Annotated in this window: 9 protein-coding genes; 7 read left to right on the top strand and 2 right to left on the bottom strand. The window is 46.1% G+C overall.

From position 1 onward, the window contains the following. Nucleotides 1-258: hypothetical protein (locus Q0954_RS29535; RefSeq protein WP_299464027.1), on the top strand; the 258-nt coding region annotated here is incomplete at its 5' end. A gap of 24 nt (nt 259-282) precedes the next feature. On the opposite strand, the gene trpA is transcribed toward Q0954_RS29535, so the two are convergent. After that, a complete protein-coding gene (gene trpA, locus Q0954_RS29540) occupies nt 283-1,074 on the bottom strand; it encodes a tryptophan synthase subunit alpha (RefSeq protein ID WP_299464030.1) in 792 nt (263 codons plus the stop codon). Nucleotides 1,075-1,355: 281 nt separating this feature from the next. Between trpA and Q0954_RS29545 the strand changes: the two genes are divergently transcribed. Beyond that, complete coding sequence (locus tag Q0954_RS29545) at nt 1,356-2,177, top strand: hypothetical protein (protein ID WP_299464033.1); 822 nt, start codon at nt 1,356-1,358, stop codon at nt 2,175-2,177. Nucleotides 2,178-2,504: 327 nt separating this feature from the next. Here the strand turns inward: Q0954_RS29545 and Q0954_RS29550 are convergent, their stop codons facing one another. Next, complete coding sequence (locus Q0954_RS29550; RefSeq protein ID WP_299464036.1) at nt 2,505-5,261, bottom strand: AAA family ATPase; 2,757 nt, start codon at nt 5,259-5,261, stop codon at nt 2,505-2,507. A gap of 557 nt (nt 5,262-5,818) precedes the next feature. Here Q0954_RS29550 and Q0954_RS29555 point away from each other — a divergent pair. The 5 genes from Q0954_RS29555 to Q0954_RS29575 all read left to right on the top strand — a co-directional run. After that, on the top strand, nt 5,819-10,654 hold the full coding sequence (locus Q0954_RS29555; RefSeq protein ID WP_299464039.1) for a hypothetical protein: 4,836 nt from the start codon (nt 5,819-5,821) through the stop codon (nt 10,652-10,654). A 4-nt stretch (nt 10,655-10,658) separates the two neighbouring features. Then, on the top strand, nt 10,659-11,765 hold the full coding sequence (locus Q0954_RS29560; protein ID WP_299464042.1) for a tetratricopeptide repeat protein: 1,107 nt from the start codon (nt 10,659-10,661) through the stop codon (nt 11,763-11,765). A 118-nt stretch (nt 11,766-11,883) separates the two neighbouring features. Next, nucleotides 11,884-12,015 (top strand): hypothetical protein, encoded by a 132-nt coding sequence (locus tag Q0954_RS29565; protein ID WP_299464045.1) that lies wholly within the window; start codon nt 11,884-11,886, stop codon nt 12,013-12,015. Nucleotides 12,016-12,028: 13 nt separating this feature from the next. Continuing rightward, nucleotides 12,029-13,117 carry a tetratricopeptide repeat protein gene (locus Q0954_RS29570; RefSeq protein WP_299464048.1) on the top strand — a complete coding sequence of 363 codons (1,089 nt, stop codon included), beginning with the start codon at nt 12,029-12,031 and terminating at the stop codon, nt 13,115-13,117. Beyond that, nucleotides 13,117-13,349 (top strand): hypothetical protein (locus Q0954_RS29575; RefSeq protein ID WP_299464051.1); only part of this gene is annotated, 233 nt, incomplete at its 3' end. The genes Q0954_RS29570 and Q0954_RS29575, both read left to right, overlap by 1 nt.

Genomic DNA, 13,349 nt, shown 5'->3' on the forward strand with positions numbered 1-13,349 from the left:
GGCAATAAAAATAACGAAGTATCAAGGCGAAAAATCACCCCTCAGAGTGTAAATTTATTTTTGAACAATTCCTTAAAAAGAAGAGCAAAAAAAAGAGCACAGGAGCGGAGTCTGTTAAACTATTCCTGTTGCCGACAAACAAGTAAACATTTACTTATGACAGCAAACCACACTGAAGGCCCCTGTGCTACGATCTATTATCAACGAGTGATTTTCTTGATTAAAACGCAGGCGAAAGATGGGTGCACTGGTAAGTAGATGACGCTTATTTAATTACTCTATTTATGACAATACTGTTTCACCTTTTACTGTTTTTATAAAGGTGCCAATGTCTTTGTTTAACTGCTGGCTTTGCGCCAAAGTTTTGATAAACGCACTGCCTATAATGGCTCCGTTGGCGTGTTGGCAGGCTTTGCTAAAGCTGGCGTTGTCTGAAATACCGAACCCGATCAAACGCGGATTTTTCAACTTCATTTTTGCCACCCTTTCAAAATAAGCTTCTTGCTCAGTAGAGATTGCCCCGGTTTTGCCAGTGGTACTTGCTGACGACATTACATAAATAAAGCCGTTGGTAAGCGCATCTATTTTTCTAATGCGTTCTTCTGATGTTTGGGGAGTCATTAAAAACACATTGGATAAGTTGTGTTGCTCAAAAACCGGGCGATACGTCTCTTCATACTCTTGCATGGGCAAATCGGGCAATATTAAACCATCTACTCCTACTTCGGCGGCTTTTTGGCAAAACTTTTCCAGCCCAAACTGCATTACCGGGTTCAAGTAGCCCATCAACAGCACTGGCACTTCTACTTCTTTGCGTAGGTTTGCTAACTGGCTAAAGAGCAACTCTAGATGCATGCCATTGTCGAGCGCCTGTTGGTTGCTTTGCTGAATGGTTTCTCCATCGGCCACTGGGTCAGAAAAAGGCATGCCTATTTCAATAATATCAGCGCCCGCCTCAGCAGTAGCTTTGGCTATTTCTATAGTTTGGTCAAGCGCCGGAAACCCTGCCGTAAAGTAAATGGCCAGCAAGTTTTCTTTTTTATGGGTAAAAAGGTTGGTTAATCTGTTGTTCATTGCTTCTTTTACTGTCTTATGAAATGGAAAAGTGATTGACTGTCCACTTCTTGATGGAGGTTACGCCAACATCCGTTTACATGAAACACTATGGGCGATTGCTAAAACAAAGGTACATTATTTATTTGGCTAAAGTGAACTCTATGCGGTGTTTCGATTGGCTTGAAGGTTACCTTTTTTGCCAAGGCTTATATACAAGAACTCTAGAGCACCACAAGTAGTACAAAATCAAGAACCTATATATTGTCTAAGCCATAAAACCTAACTTGTATACATCACCAATGACAACTCCCTTGATCACCAATGAACAACTCCAAAAGGTAAAACAACTGTTCGAAACCGAAGATGAAGACAACTTACAGTTGGGGTTTACTTTATTGAAAGGTTTTCAACTTCCACATCACTTTATCCATGAATTGCGCATTAAATATGGTGTGGCGTGCTTTAAATATAATTTGTACTTGCCTCACCACCATGTGCGCAAAATAGATGACTTGGTGCCATTGTATATGCTGCAAAATTACCACAACCCATTGCTGAAAGAGCTTAAGGTTGTTGTAAGTGCCCACGAACCCAATGACCTGGGGCATTTACCTTCTTTAGAAACCTTGACAATGCAGTTGGGTAATGGAGCAAGTTTGCCGAAAGGCCTGGAACAACTCACTTGTTTAAAATCTTTGAAGTTACAAGTGGAAGGGTACTACCCAAATCCTGTTTTGTCCCCCGAAATAGGACAACTTACTTCACTTGTTCACTTAGACCTGAGTGAGAACGATTTTCAATTTTTGCCAGCCGAGCTTGGGCAGTTGTTGTGCCTCAAGTCACTTGATTTGAGGCACAACAACTGTTTGTTAAAACTGCCTAATGAAATGGTGCACTTGCAAAAACTAGAGTGGTTAAATTTGGAACACAATCACTATTTAGAAAAAATGCCTGCTTGGTTGCCTGAACTCAAACAACTAAAATTTCTAAATTTAAGCGGAACTGGCTTTAACTATTTGCCCAAAGTACGTGCACTTGCCCAACAAATGCCTCATACCAAGATCATAACGGGCAAATTAGAAACTCCTGAATATTACGAAGATGAATTCAAAAAATTCTAAAAAAGGGTAGATGAAGGTAGTTTTGCTCAAACCTATATATCAGGGGGGTAAAATACCAACAGATTTTTCACCTGCGTTCAAAATGACAGGTAATTCGTAATTAGCTTCATAGAGCTCCCCTCGGTCGGTTCGTAATTGATCCATTCGTAATTAGCTAAAGCAGAGCTCCCTTCGGTCGGTTCGTAATTGTTCAACTCGTAATTAACTACGCTTGCGCTCATTCGTAATTAGCTTTGCAGAGCTCCCTCTTTACTCTCTTATTTGCAAAAACGAGAAAGCAAAACCCACCCCTCCTAAGTAGTAGCAAGTCCTTAAAGCTTGTCGCTACTACTGCAATCCATACTTCTCAATTGCCTTCAGAATATGCGCAGAATAAGCAATAAGTGGCGCTTCATCTTTGCCAATAAATTCGGTAGCTTGCCGCAAAATATCCTCCATTGCCCCCACCGACACATTGGGGTAAAACTTGGCAAGGTTGGTAGGCAAGTCGCTGCGTGAATACGAATACCCCTCTGGCTTGGCATTGGCCCAATAACGGGGGGCAGTTTTCCAACCCGGCACCACATCGCGGCGCTTTGCCTCTTTTTCTTTCTCCTTTTGGCGTTGCTCTTTCAAATCCTGGCGCAGAAAATGATCCCGGTCGAGCTTTTCGCCCTTTGCCTCGCCAATCTCAGCCGCCACTACATCCATGGCACTCTGCAGGTGGCTCGCCCTGATCTCTATATCGCCGTTTGCCTTGGTTTCGTGCGCCTCGTCTGCCTTAGCCAACTCCGCTGCCTTTTCTACAATTTGGGCAATGTACCACTTGCTCAAAGTATAAATTTGCGCCATGTTTTTCACCATATCTTTGCGGGCAAAAGCAAAACCCTGGGGCAAAGGCTCCGGCCAAAACTTTTCGGCCTCGGCGGGCGACAATAGCCTTTTGAGTTTCTTCTCTTCCGCCTCCTGGCGGGCTTTTTCTTCGGCAGCTTTTCGCAACTTGTCCTGAGCGGCTTGTTCTTCTTTAGTTAACTTCTTTTGGGCAGCTTTTTCGTTCTTCTTGCCCTCCTCTTTCTTGTCCTCCTCTTTTTGCTTGTCTTTTTCTCGGCCCATCTCCTTGAGCTTGCTCAGGTCTACCAGCTGCACCGTACGGCTGCTTTTTTGCTCCGCTTCTTTTTGGGTTTTCGCCTTTTCTTCTTCCAGCAACTCGTAAATTTTTGCCTGAATCTCGTTCCAGTTCAGGTTTTTTACCGCGCACAAATCACGCAAGACCACCTCTATGCCCTCTTTGAAAGGAATGTCGTGGTAAGGTCCCCCTTCCCAACGGCGTTTGACCTTTTTTACCAACGCTTTGATATCTTCTTCGGTGAGCACTACCGATCGACTCAAAATACGGGGCATATACAGCGGGTTGTACTGCCATTTGGGGGGCAAGGCGCGTTCCCATAGCAATTGTTGCAAGTACTCCTCCTCGTCTACCTGGGCTTCGTTCATCAGGTCGCGGGGGCGCACATACACCTCATTAAACTTGATCAACTCGCTCTTGATGGCGGGCTCCAGGTGCAAGTCGTAGTCGAGCACCTTTACTTCGGTGCCATACACCGCCAGCGCCACCTGCTTCATAATGTTGTTGATTTGCGCCCCGGTAAGCCTGAACTTTTCGCCCAAAATGCGGGCAAAGTTATCGGTGGGGTACTCCAGGTTGGCAGGTTGGTAGTTTTTCCACAGTTGGGTACGCTCATCGGCTTCGGGTGGCGGCACCAATATAGTAGCCCCAATCCGGCGTTGAATGGCGGGGTCGAGGTTTTGCTGAAAGTTGGACGCCAAAATGATGAGTCCCGGAAAACTCTCAATTTTTTGCAACAAGTTGCTCACGTCAAAGTTGGCGTAGCGGTCTTTGCTGTCGTTTACCTCAGAGCGTTTGCCAATGAGGGCGTCAGCTTCGTCGATAAACAAAATGCTGGGCTCGCCCTTGAGGTGGTCAATGGCGCGGGTGAGTTCTTCAAACACCTGATTGATGTTTTTAGAAGTTTCGCCGATGTACTTAGACACTACTTGGGCAAGTTCCAGCTGATAGGTCACCAGCCCCACCTCTTTGCCTATGGTGGTGGCAATGAGGGTTTTACCCGTGCCCGGAGGTCCTTGCAGCAAGCTAATGTAGCCACTCTTGAAATGACCGCTTGCCTCGGCATCATTGAAAAAGTCTTTGCCATTGCGGGCGTAATTGAGCAAAGGCGTCAAAGCGTTTTTGGTTTCATCATTGAGCACCAAATCATCAAAAGTAAGTGCAGTGTCGAGCTTGGTAATGGGCAGGTCTTTGTTTTCTTCGGGCAGGGGCATGTTGCCGCCCAAAAAATATTGCCAGATGTTGGGGTTGAGCGAGATCAAGAGGTTTTTCCATTCGTCGCTGAGGTCAGTTCTCCCGCTCATTCTTGCCTGGGCACTTTCCAGTTCTATGCCCCATTTGCTCAAGTGGTGCTGTTGGGTACGGAAATGTAACTGGTAGGTTGCTTGGTTTTTGAGGTCAACCCCCGCCAACAAATAAAGCAAGGTTTGCACAGTAGGCATAAAGCGTCGTTCACTGTCTTTGGTTTGCCCACCCACAAATACCGAAATGAGCGGTTGCTGGAGCAAGTCAAGAAAAGCAAAAAACAAGGCATCGTTGAGGCTGAGTGCCATCACCATTGCCATGAGCAAGCGTTCGGGAGCCTTTTGGGTAAGTTTATGTTTTTGTAGCCAGGCTTTATAGTGGCTTTTGGCGGGTAGTTCAGGAAGCACTACCACATTGTTGTTGAAATCTTTTTTTGTCAAAAAACTTAAAAAATCTTCTTTGCCATCTTTGTTTTTATAGCGGTGCCAAAGTATTTGCAAAAACCAATTGAGCTCTTTATAAACTGCCTCAAGGCTGTCATCGTCTACCCCCTTGGTGTCTATCACCATTTGCCCAAAATAGTCTTGTACCCTGGCAATGCGCTGTTGCTCAGCATTGGTAAGTTCCCCGTGCTGAAGCATTCGTTGGAGTGTTTCTTCCCGAATCGCATCTTCGCTCAAATTGTTTTCATTCTCATCTTCAAAGTCGTCCGAAGGAAAATTAAGTTCTGCCATACACTGTTTGTTTTAATGTTTAATGTTTTAGCTGTTAGCTGTTAGCCATTAGCTTTAGCTTGTCGCAGATGGCGCGCGTTTGTTTTTTTAATGTTCAATGTTTTAGCTTTTAGCCTCTCCGTGCGGCGGAGTGGAGCAAAGCTCTCATTCGCTTTAGCTTGTCGCAGATGGTGTGCGCGAATGTTTTTTTTAATGTTCACTGTTTTAGCTTTTAGCCGTTCGCCATTAGCTTTAGCTTGTCACAGATGGCGTGCGCGAATGTTTTTTTTAATGTTCAATGTTTTAGCTTTTAGCCGTTCGCTTTAGCCTGTCGCAGATGGCGTGCGTGAATGTTTCTTTTAATGTTCAATATTTATTTGTGAGCTTTTTCGCATATTTGCAAATGTGGTTGTTTACAGTGACAAGTTTTATCACAAGCCTTTACTAATCTCACACACCACGCAAATTTGCAAATATTTAGTCAAACTTTGTGCATATTTTGTATAAAAGCCATCAAAATAGTATTTTGCCTCGCATTTTACAACACACGGAAAATCAGGCGATAAAACGAACACACAATGGACGACGAGGAACTTTTATTACTTCTCCAACAACAACAAGGTACCGATACAGTAGACAACAAGGAAGGTAGCTACCAACAACGTTGGCAAAACTTACTGAAAGAACAAGAAACTATCCCGACTCTATCGAGAGATAGCTTTACCTGGACGATTGATGCCGATGGCGACCAACAAGAAAAAGAACTCCAGCTTAAGTTTGAGCGCAGCGATGGGCTGGTATTGCTCACGGCTACCTACCGACCCAACAGAACAGATAAAACCCCTGAATCTAAACCGATTGGTTTTTTTCAGGTAAAAAAGCCCGAACTGTTTTATGTATGGCACGAGATCACTTCTAACGGACTGGAGCCTTATCAATTGTTTTTTTCTTTGAACTCTTTCGAACGGGCATTTTTAGTCGATTATACCAAATTGCCTTTGCATATAAGGGCGGCGTTGATCAAAGAAATCAAAGAGAACCGACATGAAAACTTATTTGAGCAGGTAGATCAGTTTGAAGATGGTCCTCAATACATTACAGGGCACCCCAGGAGCTGGTCTGACAAGTTGATTACCCCGCTCAATGTGTCGGACCCTTCGGAGCAGGAAGTGCTGGAAATAAAGCCGGTAAAAACCGGAGAGAACATTACTTATGTGTTTAGCAAAGACGAGAAAGTAATTGGTACTTTTAGTGTGACAAACGAAGAAAACCAGCAACCTTTGCTTACCAAGGGCAATTATTCTAAAAAAGACCAAGAGGGCAACATTGACCCCAAAGCAGAAAAAGAAGCCGAAGCTGCCGACCTTAAGTTTGGTACTTTTACTATTCCGGTAAAAGCAGGAGAGGGCAACTATGCGGGAGACCACGAATACACGCTTTTGTTTGTGCCCGGCAAACACCCCCAAACCGCCAAAGTATACGTGTCGGCCGATGGTCGTTTGTCGTGGCCGGGGGCTTTTACAATTGAGATGCCTTACAGCAATCAGCGCGACATTGCCCACACCCAAATAGCCCACCCCGATCATTTAGACATTTATTTTCATCCACCGGGGCTCTTGCCTGTAGTGTCTAACACCAAGCCGGACTTAAGCCTTCGGATTCAACGGATGAACTCTGGCCTGGAACAAATTGACGAATATGCCTACCTGGAAAGGCACCGCATGGAGGTATTGCACATTTATACCAAAAGAGGCAAGCACCGAGAGTTTCAATTGTTTTACCAAAACGGCCTGCTGCAAACCCGCAAGTCGAACCCCACCGACGATGCTTTTCAGAAGGCAGCCGTCAAACACGCCCGTAAAAACCTGACCACCCCCAGCAACGGGCAGTCGCTGAAGCAAACCAAAGAGGCAATGGCCCTGGAAGAAGAAGCCATGGTGCAACAAATATGGTTGAGCCAAATGCCTTCGTTTAAATTGGCAGAATATACCTACGTAGACCTCGACAAAGACCCTAAAGAATATTACCGCCAATACCTGAGCACGATGGTATTGTTGCGCACGGTAGCCCCCTTGCTCAACACCATCAAAGAAACCAAGGCATTGCCTACCGATCCGTTTGATGTTTTTCAGTTGAAAATGGCGGCAGAACAGGTAAACACCCTGGGTACCTGGATAGACCAGGCACATACTGCCTTGATATTGCCCGAAATAAGAGACAAAGTGCCCAATATGCGCAATGTTAAGCTGGGTAAACCGCTGCACGAGGTGCTCGACTCAGAGGATGTAACCGCCCTTGCCAAACTCGACATAGACGCCATTGCCGAAGGCTACCGTTCGTCTATGTTGTATATAGGCAAGCAATGGATGAAAAAAGCCCTAAAGCCCAACGAAAACCGAAAAGTAAAAGATGCCCAAAAAAAGGGCATTGACGAAATAGGCAACCGCCGACAAAACTTTCATGAGTTTGCCAAAGAAAAAGGGCTGAAAGAAAACCAGGAAATCATCAAGGTACCTGCTTTTTTTTACCTCAAAACCGATTGGTATGCCAAAGAGCGGGAAAAAATGTCGAAACCTGCCCAACAATACCTCGACACCCACCAAACCCCCGCCCTGGAGGTGCCTATTCACGTATACAAACAAGTCAATAAGAATGACAATACCTGTACCTGGCACGTAGTGAGTACCTTTAGCCGTACTATGGACACCCACTACCACCAATCGCTGGAGCTCAAAACGCCTGAAGACCAAAAGGCTTACGCCGATTTTCCGCCCATTGCCTTGTTTGAGCTGCTCAACGACGACGACCACCTGCCCCCCGGTTGGCTCATATACAACCTGCCCGATGGCAGCCAGGCCACTCCTATAGAAATTACCACCCATATAGACCCCGAAGACATTGCCATGTGGGTAGGGCTTGCTTTGCTGGCGGCAGGGGTCATCTTTTTTACCGCAGGCTGGGGCTCGGCCTTGGTGGTAGGAGGTTTGGAGTTTTCGGCGGCTTCGGGACTCTTTACCCTGGCCACCCTGGCCGGAGGTACTGGTGCCGCCCTCATGCTGCACCGCAAAGGCGAAAACGGCACACTCACCCAGGAAGAAAAAGTATTTGCCTGGCTCGACATTGCCTCGGCGCTGTTGGCGGGACCTTTGTTTTTGGCGGGCACGGCAGTAAAGGGTGCCCGTGCTACCCAAATGCTACACAATGCCGCCAACTACAACAACATTACCCAGTCGTTTCAGCGGGTGGGGGGATTGTATTGTGCCACCATCAAGCTGGGCGACCTTGCCATAGACAGCACCGTAATGATTATGCTGGCGCCCAAAGCCCTGGAGCAGATCAGCGATATTATGGCGGGGCCGGGCTCTACCGGAGAAAAAACCGTGGCACTTGCCAAGGTATTGCCCTTGCTTGCCCTGCAGTATGGTTTGTTTATAGGTACTCTCAAGGGGCGGTTCAAAGAAATAGGCAGCGACGCCAGCCCTGCTTTTAAAAAGATCAAAAAAATGTTGTCCAGGGCTTTGGGCAAAGGCAACAAAAACATTGACTCGAAGGCGGTGATAGGGCCTACCCTCAAGGTAGACCAAACCAGCGCCCCCGAAATACAAGCCCTGAAAAAAGTGGGCTGGGACACCGAAGCCCTGAACGCAGTATATAGCCGGACGGGGGAAAAACGGTTTTTGAAACGAATAGGTGCTTTTAACCAGGTAGACGCCAAAGAGCTCAAGGTGCTAAAAAAACTCTACCCCGAAGAAGACCTCTTGTATGCCTTGTATACCCATGGCAGCCTCCAAAAGGCACGTCAGGCGCTGGACGCCCACTTTGGCTATACCAATAGTGAAAGCCTGCTCCGAAAAATGCGGGCGGGCGATGACCTTGAATACAAAACAGAGGTAGCACCTCACAAAAAAGTGTTTGACCAAAAGGTAAAAGACGAAACCACTGCCAAAAAAACCTACGACGACCAAACCGACCTGACCGACAAAGCGTTGATTTCGGAAGGCGAAATGGCGAAGGCGTTTGAACAAGCCGAGGCGGTGCTGAGCCAGGCACAAACCCGTAAAACCACCTTTGAAAACCTGAAAAAGGGCGAAGAAGACAAAATTAGCCGACTTGCCACCGAGGGCGACACCTTGCGCAAGGGCAACGCCGACTTGCAGGGCAAAAACACCGAAACCCTGCAACAAGACCTCAAGAAGTGGCAAGATGAACTGGGCGAAAAACAACGGGAGTTGGAGGGTAAGCAGAAAAAGCTTGTGTTAGAAAAAGATGTTTTTTCAAAAGAAAAAGATGAGTTTAATGACTTATACAAGACCTTTGAACAAACTGTGGAAGCCAAAAAACTCAAAAAGATCAGCAAGGAACAAGCCAAGTTTGCCAAAAAAATGCGGGACAAAAAAGGGCGGGTGAAAAACAGCTTGCGCCTCAAGAAAAAATACGCCAAAACCGTAAAACGCCTGGAGCGGGAAGCCCAAAACGCCTTGGACAGGTTTAGACACAATAGACGCACCAAAAAGAAGTTTGACAACTATGTGGCGTACCGGAAGGCAGAGTTTGCTAAAAAAGCTGGTGAAATTGATGATATTACAGCCCGTATTCAACTGTTAAAAAGTAACCTGAAAAATGGAAAAAAATTGGTGACCACCAACCAACGCCTGGCAAAACACCAAGAGTCGTTGGCGGGTTTCAAAGACCAGTTGCAAGGAAGCAAAACCGACGTAAAAAACGCCGAACTTTCCCTGCAACAAGCCAAAAAAGACTGGCAACTCGCCCAGGACAACCTCAAGGCGGCCCAAGCGCTCAAGGGCCGCCACGAAAAAGCCTGGAAACAAGCCCAACTAGACCGGGTAAACGCCGAAACCGTGTATAAAATGCGGATCAGGCAATACCGCCAGCTCAAAACCGCCGCCAACCAAGCGAGCAAGGAGGGGGCGAGCCGTCGTTGGTTGATGGAAGGCATCAAACAGCGCTACCATTGGCAATACCAATTGGCGGTGTTGTTGCGCCAAGGCTTGGCAAAGCCGCCCCTGCGCTACGGGCAAGCCGGCTACCTCGACCAGTGGAAAGGGATATGGAGCATTGCTAAAACCCTGGTGGGCATGGTGCCGGGGCAAGTGGGTGACTACCCCATGGAGGTACAAGCCACGATCAAAGCGTACAAAAAAGAACTGGATGCTACCTTGCTATTGGCAAGGCAAGGCCTGGCGGCTTACTTTAGGGAGTATACGGTAGAGCTCACCCAAAAAGCCGCTACCCCCGCCGAAGCGTTTGCCATAGTAGCCCAACACTTGCAAAGCCTGGAAAAAGTGACCGATGATTTTCCTAAAGACGCCCTGCAAACGTTGGTAAGTCAACTCATTGCCCTGCAAAAAGACATTGTGGAGGCAGAAAAAGCCTTGTTAACTCCTAAGAAATAGCCACATGAGATTTTTATTTTATAGCCTATTATTGATTGGTAGTCCTTTATTTACATTTGCCCAAATGACCCCTTTAGAAAAAGCCGAAACTTATTACAATGCCGACAAATACCGCCAGGCAATTCGCCTATTGACCCAATTGGTAAAAAACAGCCCTACAAACCACGAAGCCTGGTTGTTGTTGGCAGCCTCTTATTGGTACGGCAACAATGAGCTCACCAAGGCAGAGCAAGCCTTTAAGCAAGCCTTGCGGGTAGCTCCTAAGGTTCAAGCAGTGTACGCGCGTTATGGCGATTTTTTGACTAGTAATCAACGTTTGGCAGATGCCCAAAAGTTGTACGAAGAAGGGATTAAAAGTATGCCTGATAATGCAGATTTGTATTATTACCTAGGAATAAACCTTGACAAGCAACAAGTTTATCAGTCGGCTTTAAATGCATTTAGCAAAGCCATTGAGCTAAATAAAGCAAAGGCAAGCTACTACTTTCAACGTGCTTTTATTTATGACCAACTTCAAGCAACTAATAAAGCATTGAAAGATTTTGACAGGGTAATCGAGCTTCGTCCAAATGCATTTGGTTATATTACGCGTGGTCGTTTCAGGTTAAAAGCCAAAAACTACCAAGGCGCTTTGGCTGACTATACCAAGGCGGAGGAGTTGGACAGTGTAGCACACAAAGGGGCAGTAGAAGAGTGTAAAGGTGCTATAGAGTGGGATTATTATGAAGCTTATGAAAAGTGGGATGATAAAGACTTAGCTAAAGCGTTAGGCTATCTCCGTAAAGCACTCAAGTGGGCTCGTTCTCCTGAGAGAATTGCCCGTTATAAACAATGGATTGCCCAGGACGAAAAAGAACTACTTGAACGCGAACAAGCCGCCAAAGACGCCATTATCAATAAAAAACTTTTGACCGAAGCGGAGATATTTCGTCAGCGGGGCATTGCCCTGATCAAGGCAAAAAAATACCAGGAAGCCGCCTATGTACTAGAGAAAGGCTTGATGGTTTTGATTAAATCGGCGGAACTTGCCATACACCCTTTGTACAATAAAATTTACCAACTACGCAAAGATTGTTTGGCGGCGGTAGAAGAGGCGAAGAAGAAAAATTAAACAAAAAGTTTTAGTATATTTGCAAGCCTTGTTCCAGATTGGGGCAGGGCTTTTTTACTGCCTTGGGTCAATGGTGGGTCGCCCACAAAAGCCTTATTAACTCCTAAGAAATAGCCACATGAGATTTTTATTTTATAGCATATTATTGATTGGTAGCCCTTTATTTACATTTGCCCAAATGACCCCTTTAGAAAAAGCTGAAACTTATTACAATGCCGACAAATACCGCCAGGCAAAGCAAAAAAAATAAACCTCTTGTACCCATGACAAAAACCCTGACCTTATTATTTGTATGCCTGTGCAGCGCCTCTTTGGGGGCGTTTGCCCAACCTACCCAATCTATGAATTTATTAGAACGTGCCGATGAGTTGTTTTACGCCAAACGCTACCGCAAAGCCTTGCGGGTGCTTGATCAACTGCTCAAAAAAGAACCCAATAACTATAAAGCTCATTTTTTAAAGAATTTTATTTATCGGGACCTTAATGAGCCTGAAAAACGGGAAGATGCTTACCAAAAGACGTTGGTGGCTAATCCTCACTACGCCGAAGGTTACTATTACTATGGGGGGCTTTTATCCGGACAAAAACGCCTTGCTGAAGCCCGTAACCTGTATACGTTGGGTACCAAAAAAATTCCCCAGGATGCTGAGATGTACCATCGCTTGGGGTTTATCTTAGATCAAATGAAAGACTACCCTAGGGCGCTTGCTGCTTATAACAAAGCCATCGCCCTTGACCCTAAAATGTATGGTACTTACTATCAGCGAGCTACCGTTTATGAAGTGTTTAAAATGTACGAAAAAGCCCTGGCTGATTATACCCAATCGCTTGCCTTAGTTCCTGACGCACTTACTTATAGGACTCGTGCCCAATTACGTTTTTCGTTGGGTGACTATAGTGGGGCAATGGCAGACTATCGGGCAGAAGCCAGGCTGGATACTACTGGTCGGCGTACCTTTGACCTAAAAAGTTACCGTGAGTTGGCTTTTTCGGCGAGCAGCCTTGCCTATGACCAGTGGCGCAAAAAAGACTTGGCGAAAGCCCAGGTGTATGGTCAGGAGGCGCTGAAATGGGTAGATGATCCCGCTGAAAAAGCTATGCTGGTAAACCAACTGAACGAAGACCGTAAAATGCTTCGAGACAAGCCCTCGTTTGACAAAGCCCAGGCAGTCTACCGTGAGGGGATGCGATTGATACAAGCCAAAAAATACCAAGCGGCTTATGATGCCTTCAAAAAAGCGGCGGGTTTGATCAAAGGTACCGAGTATACGCTTGACCCTCTCTACGAAAAACTGATCAATTTGCAGTTGGCGTGTTTAGACGCTATAGATGCGGCAAGGAAGAAAGATTAGTGGAAGGCATCAAACAACGCTACCATTGGCAATACCAATTGGCGGTGTTGTTGCGCCAGGGCTTGGCAAAACCGCCCTTGCGTTACGGGCAAGCCGACTACCTCGACCAGTGGAAAGGGATATGGAGCATTGCCAAAACCCTGGTGGGCATGGTGCCGGGGCAAGTGGGCGACTACCCCATGGAGGTGCAGGCAATGATCAAGGCGTATAAAGAAGCATTAGAGACCACCCT

Source organism: uncultured Microscilla sp., assembly GCF_947493425.1.
In the GTDB taxonomy this organism is placed as follows: Bacteria; Bacteroidota; Bacteroidia; order Cytophagales; family Microscillaceae; genus Microscilla.

Coding starts and splice junctions, on each gene's coding strand:
- trpA (WP_299464030.1), bottom strand. CDS start 1,074: ATGAACAACAGATTAACCAACCTTTTTACCCATAAAAAAGAAAACTTG.
- Q0954_RS29545 (WP_299464033.1), top strand. CDS start 1,356: ATGACAACTCCCTTGATCACCAATGAACAACTCCAAAAGGTAAAACAA.
- Q0954_RS29550 (WP_299464036.1), bottom strand. CDS start 5,261: ATGGCAGAACTTAATTTTCCTTCGGACGACTTTGAAGATGAGAATGAA.
- Q0954_RS29555 (WP_299464039.1), top strand. CDS start 5,819: ATGGACGACGAGGAACTTTTATTACTTCTCCAACAACAACAAGGTACC.
- Q0954_RS29560 (WP_299464042.1), top strand. CDS start 10,659: ATGAGATTTTTATTTTATAGCCTATTATTGATTGGTAGTCCTTTATTT.
- Q0954_RS29565 (WP_299464045.1), top strand. CDS start 11,884: ATGAGATTTTTATTTTATAGCATATTATTGATTGGTAGCCCTTTATTT.
- Q0954_RS29570 (WP_299464048.1), top strand. CDS start 12,029: ATGACAAAAACCCTGACCTTATTATTTGTATGCCTGTGCAGCGCCTCT.